At 63.3% G+C, this 17,709-nt stretch carries 23 protein-coding genes; 11 read left to right on the top strand and 12 right to left on the bottom strand.

The genetic code is table 11. From position 1 onward, the window contains the following. Nucleotides 1-991 precede the first annotated feature (991 nt). The 4 genes from ACVJ5M_RS17800 (at nucleotide 992) to ACVJ5M_RS17785 (ending at nucleotide 4,313) form a co-directional block, all read left to right on the top strand. The gene (locus tag ACVJ5M_RS17800; protein ID WP_063982345.1) at nucleotides 992-2,005 is read left to right on the top strand and encodes a glycosyltransferase family 2 protein; all 1,014 of its coding nucleotides are present in this window, start codon (nucleotides 992-994) and stop codon (nucleotides 2,003-2,005) included. A gap of 1,188 nt (nucleotides 2,006-3,193) precedes the next feature. After that, nucleotides 3,194-3,430, top strand: a complete 237-nt coding sequence (locus tag ACVJ5M_RS17795) for a DUF6894 family protein (protein ID WP_063986255.1) — start codon at nucleotides 3,194-3,196, stop codon at nucleotides 3,428-3,430. Nucleotides 3,431-3,676: 246 nt separating this feature from the next. Then, nucleotides 3,677-3,868: a hypothetical protein gene (locus ACVJ5M_RS17790; protein ID WP_085404274.1), complete on the top strand. Its 192-nt coding sequence runs from the start codon at nucleotides 3,677-3,679 to the stop codon at nucleotides 3,866-3,868. Nucleotides 3,869-4,145: 277 nt separating this feature from the next. Next, the gene (locus ACVJ5M_RS17785; protein ID WP_354076216.1) at nucleotides 4,146-4,313 is read left to right on the top strand and encodes a hypothetical protein; all 168 of its coding nucleotides are present in this window, start codon (nucleotides 4,146-4,148) and stop codon (nucleotides 4,311-4,313) included. Between the two features lie 889 nt (nucleotides 4,314-5,202). Here the strand turns inward: ACVJ5M_RS17785 and ACVJ5M_RS17780 are convergent. Beyond that, nucleotides 5,203-5,442: a DUF2798 domain-containing protein gene (locus tag ACVJ5M_RS17780; RefSeq protein ID WP_354097442.1), complete on the bottom strand. Its 240-nt coding sequence runs from the start codon at nucleotides 5,440-5,442 to the stop codon at nucleotides 5,203-5,205. A gap of 93 nt (nucleotides 5,443-5,535) precedes the next feature. Beyond that, nucleotides 5,536-5,787, bottom strand: a complete 252-nt coding sequence (locus ACVJ5M_RS17775) for a hypothetical protein (protein WP_354097441.1) — start codon at nucleotides 5,785-5,787, stop codon at nucleotides 5,536-5,538. 447 nt (nucleotides 5,788-6,234) lie between these two features. Between ACVJ5M_RS17775 and ACVJ5M_RS17770 the strand changes: the two genes are divergently transcribed. Next, nucleotides 6,235-6,423: a hypothetical protein gene (locus ACVJ5M_RS17770; protein WP_071917357.1), complete on the top strand. Its 189-nt coding sequence runs from the start codon at nucleotides 6,235-6,237 to the stop codon at nucleotides 6,421-6,423. Nucleotides 6,424-6,566: 143 nt separating this feature from the next. Then, nucleotides 6,567-6,806: a DUF6894 family protein gene (locus ACVJ5M_RS17765; RefSeq protein ID WP_028152656.1), complete on the top strand. Its 240-nt coding sequence runs from the start codon at nucleotides 6,567-6,569 to the stop codon at nucleotides 6,804-6,806. 3 nt (nucleotides 6,807-6,809) lie between these two features. Here the strand turns inward: ACVJ5M_RS17765 and ACVJ5M_RS17760 are convergent, their stop codons facing one another. Next, a complete protein-coding gene (locus ACVJ5M_RS17760) occupies nucleotides 6,810-7,064 on the bottom strand; it encodes a hypothetical protein (RefSeq protein WP_014494095.1) in 255 nt (84 codons plus the stop codon). A 103-nt stretch (nucleotides 7,065-7,167) separates the two neighbouring features. Next, nucleotides 7,168-7,464, bottom strand: a complete 297-nt coding sequence (locus ACVJ5M_RS17755; protein ID WP_354097440.1) for a hypothetical protein — start codon at nucleotides 7,462-7,464, stop codon at nucleotides 7,168-7,170. A gap of 362 nt (nucleotides 7,465-7,826) precedes the next feature. Here ACVJ5M_RS17755 and ACVJ5M_RS17750 point away from each other — a divergent pair, with 362 nt between their 5' ends. Then, a complete protein-coding gene (locus ACVJ5M_RS17750) occupies nucleotides 7,827-8,291 on the top strand; it encodes a PaaI family thioesterase (protein WP_166342535.1) in 465 nt (154 codons plus the stop codon). Nucleotides 8,292-8,414: 123 nt separating this feature from the next. Here ACVJ5M_RS17750 and ACVJ5M_RS17745 read toward each other — a convergent pair whose 3' ends face one another. Next, on the bottom strand, nucleotides 8,415-8,708 hold the full coding sequence (locus ACVJ5M_RS17745) for an HdeA family protein (protein WP_354099760.1): 294 nt from the start codon (nucleotides 8,706-8,708) through the stop codon (nucleotides 8,415-8,417). Nucleotides 8,709-8,886: 178 nt separating this feature from the next. Between ACVJ5M_RS17745 and ACVJ5M_RS17740 the strand changes: the two genes are divergently transcribed. Next, nucleotides 8,887-9,135, top strand: a complete 249-nt coding sequence (locus ACVJ5M_RS17740) for a PilZ domain-containing protein (RefSeq protein WP_225005279.1) — start codon at nucleotides 8,887-8,889, stop codon at nucleotides 9,133-9,135. A gap of 46 nt (nucleotides 9,136-9,181) precedes the next feature. Here the strand turns inward: ACVJ5M_RS17740 and ACVJ5M_RS17735 are convergent, their stop codons facing one another. After that, nucleotides 9,182-11,230 (bottom strand): pyrroloquinoline quinone-dependent dehydrogenase, encoded by a 2,049-nt coding sequence (locus ACVJ5M_RS17735; RefSeq protein WP_354097439.1) that lies wholly within the window; start codon nucleotides 11,228-11,230, stop codon nucleotides 9,182-9,184. Beyond that, nucleotides 11,231-11,455, bottom strand: a complete 225-nt coding sequence (locus tag ACVJ5M_RS17730; protein ID WP_085404269.1) for a hypothetical protein — start codon at nucleotides 11,453-11,455, stop codon at nucleotides 11,231-11,233. A 151-nt stretch (nucleotides 11,456-11,606) separates the two neighbouring features. On the opposite strand from ACVJ5M_RS17730, the gene ACVJ5M_RS17725 reads away from it, so the two are divergent. Both ACVJ5M_RS17725 and ACVJ5M_RS17720 read left to right on the top strand, forming a co-directional pair. Continuing rightward, the gene (locus ACVJ5M_RS17725) at nucleotides 11,607-12,011 is read left to right on the top strand and encodes a hypothetical protein (protein WP_354099761.1); all 405 of its coding nucleotides are present in this window, start codon (nucleotides 11,607-11,609) and stop codon (nucleotides 12,009-12,011) included. A 114-nt stretch (nucleotides 12,012-12,125) separates the two neighbouring features. Next, nucleotides 12,126-12,455: a hypothetical protein gene (locus ACVJ5M_RS17720; RefSeq protein ID WP_028152664.1), complete on the top strand. Its 330-nt coding sequence runs from the start codon at nucleotides 12,126-12,128 to the stop codon at nucleotides 12,453-12,455. Between the two features lie 59 nt (nucleotides 12,456-12,514). On the opposite strand, the gene ACVJ5M_RS17715 is transcribed toward ACVJ5M_RS17720, so the two are convergent. Together ACVJ5M_RS17715 and ACVJ5M_RS17710 are read right to left on the bottom strand one after the other, a co-directional pair. After that, entirely contained in the window at nucleotides 12,515-12,982 is a 468-nt protein-coding gene (locus ACVJ5M_RS17715; protein WP_354099762.1) for a DUF6691 family protein, read from the bottom strand. A 5-nt stretch (nucleotides 12,983-12,987) separates the two neighbouring features. Beyond that, nucleotides 12,988-13,416 carry a YeeE/YedE family protein gene (locus ACVJ5M_RS17710; protein WP_039157451.1) on the bottom strand — a complete coding sequence of 143 codons (429 nt, stop codon included), beginning with the start codon at nucleotides 13,414-13,416 and terminating at the stop codon, nucleotides 12,988-12,990. Nucleotides 13,417-13,573: 157 nt separating this feature from the next. Between ACVJ5M_RS17710 and ACVJ5M_RS17705 the strand changes: the two genes are divergently transcribed. Beyond that, a complete protein-coding gene (locus ACVJ5M_RS17705; protein ID WP_354097437.1) occupies nucleotides 13,574-14,743 on the top strand; it encodes a GNAT family N-acetyltransferase in 1,170 nt (389 codons plus the stop codon). A gap of 7 nt (nucleotides 14,744-14,750) precedes the next feature. Here the strand turns inward: ACVJ5M_RS17705 and ACVJ5M_RS17700 are convergent, their stop codons facing one another. From ACVJ5M_RS17700 to ACVJ5M_RS17690, 3 genes are all read right to left on the bottom strand, one after another. After that, complete coding sequence (locus tag ACVJ5M_RS17700) at nucleotides 14,751-15,416, bottom strand: DsbA family oxidoreductase (RefSeq protein ID WP_456679365.1); 666 nt, start codon at nucleotides 15,414-15,416, stop codon at nucleotides 14,751-14,753. Between the two features lie 76 nt (nucleotides 15,417-15,492). Then, entirely contained in the window at nucleotides 15,493-16,314 is an 822-nt protein-coding gene (locus ACVJ5M_RS17695) for a helix-turn-helix domain-containing protein (RefSeq protein WP_354097435.1), read from the bottom strand. A gap of 260 nt (nucleotides 16,315-16,574) precedes the next feature. Continuing rightward, complete coding sequence (locus ACVJ5M_RS17690) at nucleotides 16,575-17,666, bottom strand: ABC transporter ATP-binding protein (protein ID WP_063982331.1); 1,092 nt, start codon at nucleotides 17,664-17,666, stop codon at nucleotides 16,575-16,577. Nucleotides 17,667-17,709 lie beyond the last annotated feature (43 nt).

Genomic DNA, 17,709 nt, shown 5'->3' with positions numbered 1-17,709 from the left:
AGCTAAAGCCCTCCCTCACGGTCCTCAACGAGAGGACCTCCTCCGCAAAGCCAGACAGGCTGAGACCGGCTCGCACATGAGCGAGTGGCTGAGATCGCCGGGGCTTCAACCGCCCAAGCCAGCCTAGAAGCAGACGCGCCTGAGGTATCGCGTTGCCGGCACAGATCCGGATTCTGTCCCGGCGTGGTCATTCGCGTTGGCGGCATCAACGCTTGAGGATGAAGGTTTTCCCAATTCCTGCGGCTGGCCCGATGAACCTTGGCACGGGACGTGCAGACAAAACGATATCGGGATTTTACAATTTCCCTCCCGGGGCTGGAAAGCCGCCGTCCGCGCTTCATTTAAGCGGACGGCGTTCTTGCTTCTGAAGCCCAACAAGCAACATGTCCTGACTTGATGTTCCGAGTGTCCCAATTGGGACAGCACCCGGGTTTGGGCGTGGTCTGTTTCCGACCTCACTGTCCGATTTTGAAACGAGCCGTGGCCGGATTTGAAGTCGTTCAATTGTCGCGAGGTGAGACAGCACGTCGCGGCAGGACGCAGTCACCCTCCACCTGTCACCGAGCGGCCCTTGGCAATCTACCGGTGATTGAAAACGCCATCACGCTCGCGCCTCGCTTCCCTCTTGGAAAGAAGCAACGCGGCAGAGCTTCGCGAAATCCTTCAGGCGCTCCGCAAGAAACTGAACCAACGCCGCCTCGATTGGCCGCCCCCGTCTTGATCCGTCACCGCGTTGGCGCGGCTGCTGCGGCGACAGAAACCGAGGGGAACCAGAACGCTCTTTCACCAAGGCGGACAAGCGGCCGCTTCGAAACGTCGCGGCCTGCGGGAACAAAGTTCATGCGAATGGACGATGACCGCATCGAGATCGTCTCCCTAGCATTCACGCGCCTCGTTCGCTCGGTTCGATTCAAGATCTGCGAACAGGCTCAAACCGAAGAAGGGTCTGCCACTTCCAGCCACGACCGCTTCGATCAACGAGGTACGATGAATGGATCAATTGTACGCCGAGCGGTTCGATAGCTCCCAGAGTTCGGAACACCGCCCATTCATTTCGGTGGCAATACCCACCTTCCGCCGACCGGAGATGGTGCGCCGCGCGATTGAAAGCGTGCTGCAGCAGGAGCACGCCGACTGGGAAATGGTGATCAGCGACGACGAAGGTCCGGAAGGCGCGACCTGGAGCATCCTGTCCGAGCACGCGCGGAGCGACCCGCGCATTCGCGTTATCGAGAACCACCGCGGCCGCGGCCAGGTTGAGAATACCAACAACGCGATGCTCGCATGTCGCGGCGACTGGATCAAAGTGCTGCACGACGACGACTGGCTCACGCCAGGATCGCTTGCGACTTTTGCGGAATTGGCGAGGACGTACCCCGCCGCTGCGTTCATGACCTCCACATCTCATCTCGTTCAGGACAGCGGCATAAGGTACCGGCGAGGACGCCAAGTTTATCTGTATTCGGGCCAGCAGTGCCTGGCGGATCTCTATCTGGCGGGCAAGACCCGATTGCTTGGGATTGTCCCGTCGACCCTGCTGATCAACGGCAAGGTCATCCGGGCCGGTTGCCTGATGCGAAACTACAAGTCGATCAGTTGGGGCGTGGACCAACTGTTCTTTCTCGATCTCGCCTGCCAGGGCGACATGGTGGCGATCGACGACGGTCTTGTGTTCTACGACACGACCAACCACGCGAGCATCACGGCATTGGGATCGTTCCCTCAGATCGACCAGGAGACCATCGAACTCAAGCACCTCGCCTGGAGCCTTCTGGAGGATAAGCGCGGACTTCCCGATCCTGAAACGATGGTGCGTGCATTGCGGGTTGCCCGGCTGCGCACACGGATCCGTCAGCAGCCCCTGAGCGCAACGATCCGCGATGCGCTTCAAATCTTGCGCCCCTCGGTTTTGAAGGCGGCCAACCTGGCGATCCGAGCCTGGGCGCGCGCACCGGGTGCGATTGCAACCTTACCGGGGATCGCTCATTGCACGGATTTCCTGTGAGCTCATTCGGCAGTCCCGGTGTCAGAGTTGCCACAGGTGCGTTTGAGACACCGAGATAGGTGACCGAAAATCAGTCCCTCCCAAAGCCGCTCCCGTCTCCCGATCCGGAGCGCACCGAGGAAGCCGGACGGGAGTATGCCGCGGCCCATCGGTCGCGGGAATTTTTGGCAATGCGGCGGACTTGACTGCCGCGCGCCCGCATAGACATCGGGCGCAGCTGTTTCGATGATCGCCAGGCCCTTGCGCTCTCGGTCGGACATCATCCAACCGATGCCACCCATCCGAATGAAAAAATCTGCCCTGCGAGGGTGCCGGTCAGGCAATACGCACGTCTCCGTGGTCTGCCAATCCAAGACGATAAGGAAACCGTACCGGCCCTCGATATGCATTTGCGCATGCGAATGCGGGGCAGGAAAATTTGGCAATTATGTGCTGAAACGAACAGAGGCGCGGTGAGGGTCGACTAAACTCGGATTCGCTTGGTCTTTGCCAAGGGCCAAGCATCCCCAAGCGGCCCCGGCCTTCACCCCTATCAAGCCCCACCGGCCGGGGCCGTCTTCAGGGACGAGCCTGTTTCCTGGCGTGGTGGCATTTGATTTCGGGAGTGACGCGATTTGTGGCGCAGAACACAACCTGACGACGAATAGCTGTGGTAGGATGCGAGGCATTGCAACGCCAAGGGTCGTCAGCGCCCCGCGTGGGAACCGTATTAGGGTTGAGCTGTTGACCTGTTTCATAGATGGGCTCAATTATGATCGACGCTGCTAAATGCGAGGAACTCGCAAATCATTACAAGGTCCTCTCTCAATCGTCCGGGGTTTCGGCGGACAGGGCCTTCCTGTTGAAGAACATCGCCCGGAGCCTCACTGGCGTGGCTAGCCAATTGGACAGGCTGGCCGCCCTGACGAGAGACGAAGCAAGGGTCACGCCGCCACAGATGTAGGCGGACGCAAGGCGGATCGAGACCGTCCGTAAAGACAGCTATGATTGACCTGGTTCAACGGCGCTCGGCGTCCAGGTCTACGATTGCCCAACCTGCAAGCGGCGGTCCTGGCATTCTCGCCGGCCAACGGGACGCCAACCACGCCCGGGGATTGGGACAGTACCCGGATTCCAGCCGCCGAAATAATTAGGAACGGTCCTCCCAAGGCGGGGTTGGCGGCGATACTCTCTCTGAGAGGCGGCGCCATGGTCCGGTACTTTTTCGATATCCGAGACGACACCGGCCTCTATGCCGACGATGAGGGACTGGAGTTTCGAACCCAGCGCGAAGCAGAGATCGAGGCGACGCAGACATTGAGCGGCCTTGCGCGCGACCTGGCGGGACACGAGGATCGAACAGACGTTGCGATCGAAGTCCGCACCGACGCCGGGCGGGTGTTCCAAGCCGCCCTCATCTTCGAGCCGCCGACAACGAAGCAATAGGCCACCACGGCTCGCCACATTGGGCGTGCACGTCGCGACGGACCGAGGCCGCCTAATCGGTCCATTCCGCGGAGCGCTCGCCCCGCCTCATCTGCAATCTACCTCACTTTGCCCCATCTCGGTCCGCCGCGAGGACGGCGGTTCGTCGTCATGCCTCCGATCGAACTTGAATTGAACGCTACAGTGTGTAACGCTCATATAAGTAGCGTTACTCTGCGTACCGTTCGAACAACCTCAGGAGGCACGATGAAGGCAATCCTCAAGATCGCTCTGGCGCTGTCTGTCCTCGCCGGCTCGGTGCCGGCGCAAGCCCAGATATCGAATGCCGCGACGGCATCGGGCGCCCCGAAGGTCGGCGCAAAGGTGACGAGGAAGTCTCAGTTGCACGACGGCTGCCACAGCCGGCACGCCCAGATGATTGGCAAGCCCTGTCGTTAGAAGCCCTGTCGTTAGAAGCCCTGCCGCTAGAAGCCCTGCCGCTAGCGGGCAACCGATTCAAAGATCAAGTGATTCAAAGATGATGAGAGGCCGCCTCGGTTGGCGGCCTTTTTGATTTTTGCCGATCCTCCGCATTCGTCACCCTTCGACTGAAGATGACGCGCATCAAAGACGCAGCCGCCGTGCGCCGTCATAATTCCGCAATCCTGCGGCATCGAACCTTTCTGCGATGCCCGGCTTTCTTCGAGATCGGATCGCAACGACGGGGACCAGGAACATGACGGAAGACGCGCACCCCAATGCTGTCAGGCGCAATCACCTCCTGGCGGCGGCGCACGAGGAGATGGTGAAGTTCGAGCGGAAGGAAAACGAGTTTCGCAAGAGGGATCGCGAAGAGCGCGCCGCCGAACTCCGCCTTCCCCTCGGTGAGATCAAGGTCCACTAAGCCTGCCGACGGGCTTCTGATCTGACCAAGGCTGCGCCGCGATGGGCGGGTAGCCGCCGTACCGGCCGTCGGGAATGCGCGTCGCAGGCGTGGGCCGGCAGAGCCAGCCCCTGTTCATGTCGAGGATCCGGCATTGCGCTCGGGGTGCGCGTCGGAGCCGTTGCGCGGCATTTAAGGTATCTAAATACCACAACTAAGCCATTGATCGCACAACGAAATCGCCCGACCCCCTACTGTGCATGGGGTTGTTTTCCATGTTTTGAAAGGGCGCGGCGGCGTCCTGGGTGCCCACCCAGGATCGAAGCGCCTGCTTTAGCCCGGTCCGGCCTCGGCTGCCGTCCGCCGGTACGCCTTACAGCAGCGCCAGCAGCACGAGGCCGATCACCAGCACGACGAAGCCAGCCGCCGTCGCGGCGGCGAATGACCGCTCTACGTTATCCATGATGCCACCCCGCTGCCGGCGCACCACGTTTCCCCCATGGCGTCGCCGACGATGCGAAATCTCGCCGAGGGGTGTGGCTCCAGTGGTGCGATCGGGTGGCCAAATTGGGACGCGTGCGGGGCCAGTCTGCGGCCTCCCGACGCGGATTTCGGTGCCGGCCGTCAGGCACCCGTAAGCCTGGTCTCCTAGTCTGGCTGTGCCCGGTGGACCAACACCGGGCCTCCATACACAGTCGAGGACCCCGCTCTGCCCCGAGCGGGGTTTTCTGTTTGCGGGCGCGGACGCGCGGCAGGTTGAAAGCCGATCTGCCGGCCCTGTCAGGCTGTCGTAAGCTCAACCGGCTAGGCTCGTGGGGCTACGGTGTTGCAGCCCAGCACCTCAGCCTCCAATAACCTTTCACCCGCTTGGCTCTCCCCAAGCGGGTTTTTTTCATGCTTGCCAGCCGCCTCACCGAGCCCTCTCCTCTCGCGTCAGCCGCAGCGAGAAGGCGCGGATCGCAGGTGCCGCGAGCAGCACGATCGGCAGCACCGCGGCCCACGCGACGAGCCACGACACCATCCAGTGCGCGAGGAAGACCGTCGCGCCAGGAGCGGGAAAGCTGGCGATGCCCGCGGCGATCAGCGAGGTCAGGCCGGACTGGATGACACCGAAGACGAAATGAGAGTAGCGGCGGGGAATGCCGAGCATGACGCGCCCATGTTGTTTGCCGTCATGAGGCCAAGCAAGGCATGTGCCGCAGCACGCAAGGAGTGGACTTCGACGCACACCGCCGGCGTCGGATCAGTGCCGCGAATCGGACAGCGGCGCGCGCCGCAGCGCGTCAGTGCAATCGGGCCGGCTCGATAGTCCTTCGAAACGCCAGAACGTGACGACGCTGGTCTCGCCGCACTCTTCGCAGACGAGCTTCTCGTCACCAAGCATGAAACGCGCGCGCTTGAAGCTCGATGAGGACGCGGGATGCCGGCAATGGGGACAGGTCAGCGAGAAATTCCGTGCACCCCAGCGCAGCACAAGATGTCTCAGCCAGCTCACACCTTCCCCTTCGTGACATCGCGTTCGAACCGTCGTTCACAAGCAGAGCATAGATACATGACACGCAAAAGTGGAAAAGTATCGACCACACCTGTTCGCTTTGAATGGCGGCAGCAGCAACGCGCGCCGCTTTGGGTTCCACACGATACGGGAAGGAATCCGGACCGCGCTGTGTCAAATGCGCGGATCTCGCGTTCCGGGGTTCTCCGACCATGAACAGAGTTCCTCGGCGCGGATGGTTGCACGGCAAGACCGGGTGAATTTGCCATGCCTTGCCCGGATTCCGTGCACGGTTTTCGGAACCTAATTTCGTTTGTTTCGAACCGCGCGCGGTTCCAAAGATTACCGTGAACTATCCAAGGCTTACCGCCAAATTTCGCTTGTCGCAGGAATAGAGTGACGCCCAACATGTTCACGGTGAATGGAGGGTGAATCGTGGAGATGACCATGAATCACAGGGGCGTTGAGTTCACAGTTGCCACGACGGCGCTTCCCGGAGTCTGGCAGTGGCAGTTCCGCATCGGTGACGAGATCAGGACGGGCAAGACCGAGACGAAGATCGATCTGTTGGCGATCCGGCGCGTGCAGCTGCGCATCGATCGGGAGCTGAAGGCGATCGGGCGCAAGACCGCATGAATAAACCGCCTGAGCCGGGTTCCGCAGCCACGCGCGCGAGGTGTCGTCCGTAGCGGCCCGGAATTGATCTGTCCCAAGTTTGGGACTGCACTGCGCGCGCCCATGGCCCGGGAGGCGGGACCATCATGTGACCGGTGCCAGCCATGCCGCTCTACTTCTTTCGAATTCGGAACGGCCGCTATTCCGGCTGCGCGGACCAGGCGACGGAATTTGCCGATCGCGATGCGGCCTGGAAGATGATGACCAGCATCTGCGCCGACATGGCCGCCGGCCTCGCGCGCAAGCTCAACGAAAACTCCGAATGGCACATGGAGCTGCTGGACGAGGCCAAGGAGCCCGTGTTCCGGATCCGCATCATCGCCGAATCCTTCGAGGAGACTTGACGTCTAGTCGGCGCTGGGCAGCCGCCGCATGGTGAATTCGATCTCGCCGCCCGGCAGTTCGCGCCAAGTCTCGACCGCGCTCATATAGCCTGCCTTGGGGTAGCGGGCGAAGAAAGCCTCCGCCCTCGCCCGCGCCGCCGGGCGCGGCAGAGTGAAAGTCTCACGCAAGAAGCCGTCGCCGCCGCGCTCGCCCGGCTTGCCGCCCATCTTGCGCCGGCGCGCCATCCTCTCGGCGAGATCCCGCGGACGATCGGCCATGCCGTTCCTCCTCAACGCAATACGCTCTCGGAGATGTAGGGAGCAGGCCGGCAGAAGAGGAGTCCCGGCCGGAGGCATCAGCCGCCTCCGATCGGGGAAAAGGTCAATTGGCGGTCGTGCCGGACTTCTTCTTGGGCGCGCTGGTCGCGGCCGATGCCTTCGGCGCAGCCGCCTGCTTCGGCGGGTCGGAACGTATGCCGCCCCAGGGATCGTTGGACGCCTTGGAATCCGGAATCTTCTTCAGCGTTTCCTTGTAGGCCTTGTCACGCTCGGCTTCCGCGGCCTTTTCCTCGGGGGTCTTGCCTGGACCCTCCTGCAGCAAATTGAGATTGGGCATTTGCGCGTAGGCCGGTCCCGCCAGCACGGCCAGCAGCACCGCCGCCATACGGAAAAGCTTCATCATTGACTCCTTGATCATCCATGAAGGGCGGGTCAACCGCGCCTTGTCGTTCTTGTCAACGGCCCGCTAGGCCGAATGGCGCGCTAGAGCCGGTCCGATCTGCACGATTTCGGCGCCTGCAGCCAGTCGTCCCAAATCGGGCCGCATCTGGTGCACCCGTCCAGCGCGAGACCCAGCGCTATCAACCCAAACACAAGGACACACCGACGCAACATCGCCCACCCGTTCCCAAGCCCAGTATCATATCGGCCCAAGTCAGGCATTTTCAAGCCGACAGAGCCGACCGAAGACCGGGTGACTTTGCCGCGCCGATGCGCGCAGAATAGCCGAAACATCCAGCAACACAGGGGGGACCGACAGCAATGCCATCGCAGCCAGAAGCCGAGTTCGGCATCGCTGAGGCCAGACGCATACTCGGCGAGGTCTTTGCGCCCTGGGTCCAGGATCTCAACCTCGCCGTCGAGCGCCTCGAGCACCTGCCGCCATCGGACGTGGCGGACTGGCAGCCGGGCGCGCTCCTGCGCATGCCATTCTCGGAGCGGCTGTGCCGCAACGGCGGCGTGGTGTGCGGCCAGGCGCTGATGGCGCTTGCCGATACCGCGATGGTGATCGCGAACCTCGCCGCCAACCGCGGCTATCGTCCGATGACGACGGTCGACCAGACCACGCATTTCATGCGCGCGGTCTCCTCCTCGGATGTGCTCGCCGACGCGCGCGTGGTGCGGCTCGGACGCACCATGAGTTTTGGCCGTGTCACGCTGCTTTCGGCCTCCGACAACAAGCAGGTGGCGATGGTGTCGAGCGCGTTCGCCATGCTGCCGGGCTGAGCATCATCCAAAAAGAAGAGAGCCGCGTGAGCGCGCAAGGCGCTCCGCGGCTCTCCAATCAATTTCGCATCGAAGCGAGGGACTGAAGCGCGATTGCGTCCGCGCTTCGGTCAGCTTCAGGAATTACTTGCCGAGAATTTCGTCAGCCGCGGTGACGACGCTGACGGTCGGATTCTTTCCGCAATAGGCACCGAACTTCTTGGCGTTCTCGATGAACACCTCGGTGTCGATGATCGCGTTGTCCTCGTCGCCCTTGTACCAGCCGTCCATCCAGGTCAGCACGACCGCGATGTTGTCTTCGCGGCTCTCGAGGAACTGCTTGCAGGTCATGGTCGAGAGGTCCCACTTGACGGCGTGGGCGGGCATCGATGACAGCGAGAGCGCTGCGGCGAACAGAAGCGAAAGCGTAGTCTTCATCAATATCTCCATCGGCGCGTAACGCCACAAAGGAAGGGCTTGTGAGGAAAGTCGGCGGGAAGTGACTCACCGCTCCAACGTCGTAAACGAAGTCTGAAGCGCTGTGCAAGTAGCGCCAGTATTGAGTTTATTTCAACGTAATTTCTATGCACTACTTCACAATCATCGTTATGGATTAATGCCGATGATCGAGAAACGTGCAGCGCAGCGTTACCGTGTTTTCAAGGGTGGAACGATCACCTTTGAAAGCAGCGGCATCGCGTGCACGGTGCGAAACATGTCGGAAGGCGGCGCGGCGATCGAGCTCGATTCCCCCGTCATATTGCCGAAATCATTCACGCTCTCGATCGCGCGCGACAATTTCGTACGGAATTGCCACACCGTATGGCGCAATGATAGGCGCATCGGCCTCGCTTTCGTACGATAGCACGCACGATGTGAACAACTGTTCGCATCGCATACACAACGCAGCATCATGCTTGCTTTATACGACGTCGACGACGCCAGCGCAGGCTCGCGATGATCAGCAGGATGATCGCGAACACAATTGCTGACGACGACACCCAAAATCGTCCGCCCGGACGATCGATGGTGCGCGACCACAGCGACGGCCCTTCACCCGGCCGCGCCAGGCGAAACGCAACGACGCTGTCGCCGATCGAGGTGCCGACCTCGGAGTGGCCGCCGGCGCCGATCGCGACATACTGCTCGCCCTTCCAGAGATAGGTCATGGGGTTGGCGACGCCGGGCACCGGCAGCCGGCCTTGCCACAACTCCCGGCCGCTTCGCGCATCGAAGGCGCGCAGATAGGCATCCATCGCGCCGGTGAAGACGAGACCGCCTGCGGTGACCGCGAGCCCGTTGACGAGCGGCGCGCCCCACGGCAGCGGCACGCCGAGCGGCGCAAGGTCTTCCGTGGTGCCGACCGTTGAACGCCAGAGGATCTTGCCGGCCTTCAGATCGACCGCGACCATCTCGCCCCAAGGCGGCTTGTTGCAAAGAAGCCCGAGCGGCGACATCACCACCGCGCGCGACATCGCGAACGGCGCGCCCTTCTGCTGGCCGAAATCATGACCGGGAGGCAGATCGAATCCAGCCGCCTCCGCACGCGGGATCAGCTTGATGAGATGAACGGCGCGGGCGGTGTTGGCGTAGAGGATCTGGTTGACCGGGTCGAAGGCTGCGCTACCCCAGTTGACGCCGCCGCCGGTGAAGGGAAACTCCGCCGTGCCTTGCGTCGAGGGTGGGGTGAACAACCCCTCGTTACGTGCCTCCGCGAACTGCCTTTCGCAAGCGGAGCGACCCAGGCCAGGGAGGAGCGAGAGCGCATCCTCAGTCGAGATTCTTTGCGATGTCAGCGGCGGCACATGCGTCGGGAATGGCTGCGTCGGCGACAGTCGTTCACCTTCCGCGCCGCCTTGCGGCACCACGCGCTCTTCCACCGGCCACACCGGCTTGCCGGTATCGCGGTCGAGCACGAAGACAAATCCCTGCTTGGTCGGCTGAATCACGACATCGCGCTGGCCGTCTCCGGTGTCGATACGCGTCAGCGTCGGCTGCGACGCCAGATCGTAATCCCAGACGTCGTGATGCACGGTCTGGAATGCCCACACGAGCTCGCCGGTCTCGATGCGCAGCGCGACCACCGAATTGGCGTGCTCGTTGTTGCCCGGCCGCTTGCCGCCCCAAAAGTCCGGCGACGGCGAGGATGTCGGCAGGAAAACCAGCCCGCGGGCCGCGTCGACCGACATCGGCGCCCAGACATTGGCGTGACCGGCTTCGACACCGTCGCGCTTGAGCGGCTCGAAGGTCCAGCGCGGCTGGCCACTGCGCGCATCGAACGCGCGCACCACGCCGCTCGGCGCGTCGACGCGGCGGTTGTCGCCGATCGCGGAGCCGATCACGACGACACCGCGGCCGACCGCCGGCGGCGAGGTGATCTGGAATTCGCCGGGCCAGTCCAGCTTCATGCCGATATCGGGCCTGACCTCACCGCCAGTGCCGAAACCGGCGCAGGGAATCCCGGTCTTTGCATCGAGCGCGATCAGGCGGACATCGTTCGTGCCCATGAAGATGCGCGATCGGCAGGCGGCATCTGCAGGCGCCTCATCGTCGATCCAATGGGTCACGCCGCGGCAGACATAGCGATTGGCGGGCCGCTGATTGGTCGCGATCTTTGGATCGAAGCGCCATTTCTGCGCGCCCGTGCCGGGATCGAGCGCGATCACCTCATTGAAGGGCGAGCAGAAGATCAGGCTGTCCTCGACGAACAACGGTGTCGCCTGGAATTTGGTTCGCCGCATCACCTCGGGCGGCCGCGCCGCGAGATCGCCGGTATGGAATTCGAAGGCCCGAACCAGATTGCCGACATTGTCGGGCGTGACCTCCCGCAAAGGCGAGAAGCGTGAGCCGCCGGGATCGCCACCCCAGCTCTCCCAGGCGATGCCTGGCCACGAGGAAAACAGGAGGAGCACGATGGCGGCGGCCGACTGACACAGACGGCTCGCCAACGCCCCCCTCATTTATTTGGGCTTCTTGGCAGGTTCAGCCGGACGGGCTCCGCCCCACGGGTCGTACTTCTCCTTGGGCTCCGGAATGCGCTCGAGCGCGGCCTTGTAGGCCTTTTCGTCGACCTTGGGCTTATTGTCCGACTTCGCTTCGTTCGGCTGGCCTCTGCTGCGGCCCTGCGCCTGCGCCGACGCAGCCGTTAGCGCGAGCACGGCGGCCGCGATGACCAAAATCCGCATTGATGCAATCCCCCTCGTCTGGGGCACAAATTAGCCTGCAATCCCGTAATAGCAAATGCCGGGGGGCCGGGATTTCAGCAAATCTTGATCGGCCGGGACTTTGCCGGATCGCATTCCTGCCTATCTGTTGGCCCGCAGGGGACCTTCACGGATGTTGCGGATTGTTGCTCATGCGGCGCTGCTGGCCAGCGCCCTCGCACTCGGTTCTTGCGGCTTCGCCGACAGCCGCGCGCCGGTGCCCGAGTTCATGCGCCTGAAGGAAGCCGAGCAGCCGCCCCCCGAAGCGCCCCCTGACGTCAAACGCGTGGTCCGCGAGCAGATCAACGTGGTCTTCCTCAACACGTCCTATCCGCGGGAGGTGCACGTCGCCCCGCCCCATCGGGAGGTGCGGGGACAGGGCTGGACCGCCTGCGTCAGCGCGCAGCTCACCTCCGCCACCGGCTCCACGCTCGGCACCCAGATTTCCATCGTGACGATCTCAGGCGGAAAAGTGGTCGATCGCCGCCGCGCGGAAGCCGACGACATCTGCGGGACGGAAACCTACGAGCCGATCTAGGAACAAATCACGCCGACACGCGCTCCGGTTCCGGGAAAAACCTGTAATTCGACCCGGAACGATCACCGCCTCCCCTTCTTGTTACCCCCGAGGGCAGTTTCGGAGGAGGACACGATGAGGACATTCACGATCGCACTACTGGCTGGCGTCGGCGCCCTCGCTGCGGCGAGCGGCGCGAAGGCCGCGGACATCTACACGACCAGCGAATACGCCAACCCTGAGCTCGTTCAGGAAGTCCGGCTTGTCTGCGATGACGCTGGCAATTGCTATCGCACCCGTGGCGGCTCGCGCGTGATCGTGCGCGACTCCTACAACGCCATGCCGCGCGATCGCTATTACGAGCGCCGCACCTATCGCGACTGGGACGATGGTCCGCGCGGTGGCGTCGGCATTCGAGCGCCCGGCGTCAGCGTGGGCGTCGGTGTCGGCGGGGACCGCTGGTAGTCACTGAAGCTGTCACAGGGCAGGACCGGACGAGATCCACTCGCCCGGTCCTGTCCATATCAGGTTTCGAGCGGATCGGCCGGCGCGACGAAGCGCGTTGACGACGGGAGCTGCGCGATGAAGCGGGCGAGCACCATGCCGGCAAACATCGCGGCGACGAAGATGAAAGCGGACGCCGAGCCGAATCCGAGCGCGGTGAGCGCAGGGCCCGGACAAAAGCCTGCGAGCCCCCATCCGATGCCGAAGATGGCGGGACCGGCGATAATTCTCGGATCGATGTCCTTTCGCGTCGGAAGGTAAAAGCGGTCCGCGAAAAACGGTCGCGCGAGTTTCAAGACACGGCTGAATCCGATGAAGGTCACCGCGACCGCACCTGCCATCACGAAGGCGAGGCTCGCATCCCACGTTCCGGCGGGAATGCCGGCGACGTCCAAGAAGTTCAGCACCTTTGCCGGATTCGACATGCCGGAGACGATGAGCCCGATACCGAAGACGAGGCCGATCGCGAATTGGATGAGGATTGCCATCGTCGTCAGCCCCAGTGCCGCATCACGAAGACAGTGGCGATGCCCGCCGACATGAAGGAGATGGTCGCGACCAGCGACCGCAGCGACAACCGCGACAGGCCGCAGACGCCATGGCCGGACGTGCAGCCGCTGCCCCAGACCGCACCGAAGCCCGTGAGCAATCCGGCGACGATCAGCACCGGCGTTCCCGCCGCGATCGTTTGCACCGGCAGGCTTCCGCTGACAATGCGCACCAGGATGGGCGCGGCGACGAGGCCGGCGACGAAAGCGAGCCGGCCGGCGAACTCGCGGTCCTCGTAAGGCGGAAACAGCCGCGCCGCGATGCCGCTGACACCGGCGATCCGTCCCGTCGCCCACATCAGGAGCACGGCGGACAGGCCGATCAACGCGCCACCAAGGAGCGACGCCATCGGCGTGAAAGGTGTGGCGATCATTGTGATCCTCCAGGTCGAGAGCTTCCATCATGGCACGCCGCGGCGGCCCGAATGCTCAATGAGACGTTAATATTACCATTCGAATTGAAGCGGCGTCCCAACGGAATTTTCCAATCTTTGCGCTAAGCATGACCTTCTGAACGGGGAACGACGGGACGTGGTCGATATCGCGCATCAGGCAGCGATCAATCCGGCATCGGCAAGGGCTGCCGCGGCAACGCGCGCGCTCGTCCCCCTCACGTCCATCGATCCCGGCCAATGGCGCGCGCTCGCCCAGCGCGTGATCGAGCCGAACGGCTATTACCTGCCGGGCTGGGAGCTCGCCGTGAGCGAGGCCGCACGCGGCCGCACGGACGCCTCGGCGCTGCCCGCCCACGACGGCTCGTCGGCGCGGCTGATCGGGCTGATGCCGGTGGTCTCGCTCTGGCGCGCCTGGAAGATCCCCCTGCCCGCGCTGGTGAGCGCGCATCCCTATGGCACCCTGTGCAGCCCGCTGATCGACCGCGACGCGCCGATCGAAGCGGCCACGCGGCTGTTGCAGCAGGCGCGCGAGGCGGGAGCGCATGCGCTCGTGCTGAACGACGTTGCGCTCGACGGCGCGGCGATGAGTTCGCTCAAGGACGTTCTCAATCGCGACGGCCTGAAGCCGCGTGTCCTCTCCTCCTACATCCGCGCCAGCCTCGACGCGACGCAGGATGGTGAAACGCTGTTGCATGAAGCGCTCGGCGCCAAGAAGCTCAAGGAGCTGCGTCGCCAGCGCCATCGCCTCGAAGAGCACGGGCCCGTCGCCTTCGAGGTCGCGCGCAAGCCCGACGAGATCGGGCCCGCACTCGAAACATTCCTGCAACTCGAAGCCAGTGGCTGGAAAGGCAAGCGCGGCACTGCGCTGATCCAGCATGCGGGCGATGCGACTTTCATTCGCCGCGCCGTTCCCGCGCTGGCAGAGACCGCGCAGTGCGAGGTCATCACGCTGCGCGCCGGCACGACGCCGGTCGCAGCCGGCATCGTGCTGCACCACCAGGACCGCGCCTTCTTCTTCAAGCTCGGTATCGACGAACGCTTTGCAAGATATTCGCCGGGCGTGCAGCTCACGCTCGACCTTACCCGCCATCTCTGCGCCGATCCGGCTATCGCCAGCGCGGACTCCACGGCGAGCGCCGACCACCCCATGATCAACCCGATCTGGCGCGGACGCTTCGCCATCGGCGACGTGCTGATTCCGCTGCGGCGTCACGATCCGGTCGTCGCGCTCATTCACGCGGCGCTGGTTGGCCTCAACGCCGCGCACGACGGCGCGCGACGCGTGGTGCGTCTGCTCCGCAAATAAGCGAAAGCTACTCTGCCGCCTGCGCGTTGATCTCCGCCGAGACCTCGCGGATGGCGCGAGCGAGCAGGTTCGGATCCTGCGCGCCGGAGACGGCGTATTTCTGCGCGAACACGTAGGTTGGCACGCCGGAGATGCCCTTCTCGGCGGCTTCCTGCGCGTCGGCCGACACGCGCGCGACGTCCTCGTCGGTGGCGAGGCGCTTGCGCACGTTGTCGGCATCGAGGCCGACGTCGGCGGCCGCCTGCGCCAGCACGTTCACGTCAGTGAGGTCGCCGCCGTCGCGGAAATACAGCTCCATCAGCCGCTGCTTCATCTCGGGCGCCTTGCCGATCGCCTCGGCCCAGAGGATCAGGCGGTGACAGTCGGTCGTGTTGGGCTGGCGCGCGACCAGCTCGGGCTTGTAGACGAGGCCCTCCTCGCTTGCAGCCGCGACGACGCGGCCGGCAATGCCCTTATAGGCCTCGACCGAGCCGAACTTGGTGGTGAGGTAGTCCTCGCGGCTGATGCCCTCGCGCGGCACCCAGGGATTGAGGAAGAAGGGGCGGAAATTCAGCTTGACCGGGACGTCGGGCACGAGCGCCAGCGCGCTCTCGATCCGGTGCTTGCCGATATAGCACCAGGGGCACACCACGTCGGAGACGACATCGATCTGGAGCGGTTTCAACGTGCTCATAGCGCCTCCTTCGGGCGATGCGGGTTTGACTCAACATAAGCCGAAGATAAGCCGAACCCGCCCCGAGGCAAGGGCGCTAGGTCATAGCTGCTGCCATCTGCTTAAGCCGCTCGGCGGTGCGCTCGTCCGCCGGGAAGAACGTCTCCAGCGCCAGCTCCGACAGGGTGATGTCGACCGGCGTGCCGAACACCATGGTGGTGGAGAAGAAACTTAGTATCTCTCCGCCATGGCGCAGCTTGAACGGGATCGCGACATTATCGCTCGACAGCGGCCCGGAGCGCGCCGGAATGGGATAGCTCTTGAGATCGTTATAGAGCTTGATCAGCTCAGGATCGGCCGTTGCCTCGCATTGCCGGTGCAGCCGCTCCAGCAGGTGCCCGCACCACTCCGCGAGATTGACCGTGCGCGGCGCCAGCGCCTCGGGGTGAAACGCGAGCCGCAGCACGTTGAAGGGCTGGCCGAGCAGCCGCTGCGGGATGCCTTCGAGCAGCGGCGCCACCATGCGGTTGGCGGACACCAGATTCCAGTGCCGGTCATAGGCCAGCGCCGGATTGGGCTCATGCGCCCTGAGAACGAGGTCGATCGCCTGGCGAGCTGATTTCAAGGCGGGATCCTCCAGCGGGCGCTGCGGAAACGCCGGCGCATAGCCGGCCGCGACCAGCAGCACGTTGCGTTCGCGCAAGGGCACCTCGAGACGTTCGGCGAGCCTGAGCACCATGTCGCGCGAGGGCGCAGCGCGGCCGGTCTCGACGAAGCTCAAATGCCGCGCGGAAATCTCGGCCTCGCCCGCCAGATCGAGCTGGCTCATGCGGCGGCGTTGCCGCCATTCGCGCAAATGGTCGCCGATATGGACGGGCTGGCCGCGTTCGGCCTGTGCCGTGGATGCATGTGCGTTCATGCTCGAAAACCTAGCACGCGGATTTCAGCCCTTCCATTACCCGCGAGGTAATGAATATTGGTATGTAACCATCTGAAATCGCTTAATCTCTTTTCGCAGACTCTGCTCGACACCAATACCGGACCAGCAAAGCTTGCGAAGAAGGGGGCAACGTCGCCCGCATCACGTGCGAGCTCGCCGCAGCGCAAGTGACCGCGATGAGGCATGCGCACGCTGGAAGTAAAGATTTGGAATTACCTGCACCGCCAGAGAACCGCCGACTATGAAACGGCCGCCCCGGAAACCTTGTCGAAAAGGTGCGTTCGCTCCAGATCGATGGCGACATCTATTGGGCAATCGGGCGCCGCAGAAACACCGACTTGCATCTGCGCCGTGAATGGAAATGCGCCCACGGTTCCAATCACGAGAGTATGCGGCCCGAGCGGCTCCACGTCTTTTACCATCATGCGGACGGAGGAGCCCGATGGCGCATCTTGCCGCAGCACGTGGTCGGGCCGCACGCCGAGCACAACCGGCTTGCCGATGCTCCCTGCATAGGCCGCCTCTCGGGATTTCGGCAATCTCAACGCCGTACCCGAGGGTTCGGTGAAGATCAGTGCACCGTCGCGAGCGGCAATCTCCCCGTGGATGAAATTCATGCTGGGCGCGCCCATGAAGCCCGCGACGAAGAGATTGCTTGGTTTCTCATAGATCGTGATCGGATCAGCCGCCTGCTCGATGCGGCCGCGATTCATCACCACGACCCGATCGGCCATGGTCATAGCTTCGACCTGATCGTGTGTGACATAAACGATCGTCTTGGCGAGACGGCGATGCAACGCCTTGATCTCGGTCCGCATCTCGATGCGGAGTTTGGCGTCGAGGTTTGACAATGGCTCGTCGAACAGAAACACGTCCGGGCTGCGCACGATGGCACGGCCGATCGCCACGCGCTGACGCTGCCCACCGGAGAGCTGCTTGGGCCGACGGTCCACGTATTGCTCGAGGTCGAGAACCCGCGCCACGTCCTCGACGGCTTTCGCGATATTGGCGCGCGACTCGCCCCGCGCCTTCATGCCGTAGCCGATATTCTCACCAACAGTCATATGCGGATAGAGCGCATAGTTCTGGAACACCATCGCGCAATTACGCAAGCCCGGGCGCAGCTGCGTCACATCGCGATTACCGATACGAATGGTTCCGCTGGTGACCGTCTCCAGTCCCGCTATCATGCGCAACGTCGTGGTCTTGCCGCAGCCGGACGGTCCGACAAGCACGACAAACTCCTCGTCGGCCACACTCAGATTGAGCCCCTCGATGATCTTGTAGGGCCCATATGCCTTGCTGACGTTCTCGATCTCGACGTGCGCCATGGATTCCTTTTTCCGTCCCCTATATCGACGGCCAACAAAACCC

This window comes from Bradyrhizobium sp. S3.7.6, assembly GCF_054061875.1.
The sequence above is the reverse complement of the archived record's forward strand: the minus strand, read 5'-3'. Positions and strand labels throughout refer to the sequence as shown.

Bases quoted from the DNA above. Each gene is read 5' to 3' on its own strand.
- ACVJ5M_RS17800 (WP_063982345.1), top strand. From the start codon at position 992: ATGGATCAATTGTACGCCGAGCGGTTCGATAGCTCCCAGAGTTCGGAA.
- ACVJ5M_RS17795 (WP_063986255.1), top strand. From the start codon at position 3,194: ATGGTCCGGTACTTTTTCGATATCCGAGACGACACCGGCCTCTATGCC.
- ACVJ5M_RS17790 (WP_085404274.1), top strand. From the start codon at position 3,677: ATGAAGGCAATCCTCAAGATCGCTCTGGCGCTGTCTGTCCTCGCCGGC.
- ACVJ5M_RS17785 (WP_354076216.1), top strand. From the start codon at position 4,146: ATGACGGAAGACGCGCACCCCAATGCTGTCAGGCGCAATCACCTCCTG.
- ACVJ5M_RS17780 (WP_354097442.1), bottom strand. From the start codon at position 5,442: ATGCTCGGCATTCCCCGCCGCTACTCTCATTTCGTCTTCGGTGTCATC.
- ACVJ5M_RS17770 (WP_071917357.1), top strand. From the start codon at position 6,235: ATGAATCACAGGGGCGTTGAGTTCACAGTTGCCACGACGGCGCTTCCC.
- ACVJ5M_RS17765 (WP_028152656.1), top strand. From the start codon at position 6,567: ATGCCGCTCTACTTCTTTCGAATTCGGAACGGCCGCTATTCCGGCTGC.
- ACVJ5M_RS17760 (WP_014494095.1), bottom strand. From the start codon at position 7,064: ATGGCCGATCGTCCGCGGGATCTCGCCGAGAGGATGGCGCGCCGGCGC.
- ACVJ5M_RS17755 (WP_354097440.1), bottom strand. From the start codon at position 7,464: ATGAAGCTTTTCCGTATGGCGGCGGTGCTGCTGGCCGTGCTGGCGGGA.
- ACVJ5M_RS17750 (WP_166342535.1), top strand. From the start codon at position 7,827: ATGCCATCGCAGCCAGAAGCCGAGTTCGGCATCGCTGAGGCCAGACGC.
- ACVJ5M_RS17745 (WP_354099760.1), bottom strand. From the start codon at position 8,708: ATGAAGACTACGCTTTCGCTTCTGTTCGCCGCAGCGCTCTCGCTGTCA.
- ACVJ5M_RS17740 (WP_225005279.1), top strand. From the start codon at position 8,887: ATGCCGATGATCGAGAAACGTGCAGCGCAGCGTTACCGTGTTTTCAAG.
- ACVJ5M_RS17735 (WP_354097439.1), bottom strand. From the start codon at position 11,230: ATGAGGGGGGCGTTGGCGAGCCGTCTGTGTCAGTCGGCCGCCGCCATC.
- ACVJ5M_RS17730 (WP_085404269.1), bottom strand. From the start codon at position 11,455: ATGCGGATTTTGGTCATCGCGGCCGCCGTGCTCGCGCTAACGGCTGCG.
- ACVJ5M_RS17725 (WP_354099761.1), top strand. From the start codon at position 11,607: ATGTTGCGGATTGTTGCTCATGCGGCGCTGCTGGCCAGCGCCCTCGCA.
- ACVJ5M_RS17720 (WP_028152664.1), top strand. From the start codon at position 12,126: ATGAGGACATTCACGATCGCACTACTGGCTGGCGTCGGCGCCCTCGCT.
- ACVJ5M_RS17715 (WP_354099762.1), bottom strand. From the start codon at position 12,982: ATGGCAATCCTCATCCAATTCGCGATCGGCCTCGTCTTCGGTATCGGG.
- ACVJ5M_RS17710 (WP_039157451.1), bottom strand. From the start codon at position 13,416: ATGATCGCCACACCTTTCACGCCGATGGCGTCGCTCCTTGGTGGCGCG.
- ACVJ5M_RS17700 (WP_456679365.1), bottom strand. From the start codon at position 15,416: ATGAGCACGTTGAAACCGCTCCAGATCGATGTCGTCTCCGACGTGGTG.
- ACVJ5M_RS17695 (WP_354097435.1), bottom strand. From the start codon at position 16,314: ATGAACGCACATGCATCCACGGCACAGGCCGAACGCGGCCAGCCCGTC.
- ACVJ5M_RS17690 (WP_063982331.1), bottom strand. From the start codon at position 17,666: ATGGCGCACGTCGAGATCGAGAACGTCAGCAAGGCATATGGGCCCTAC.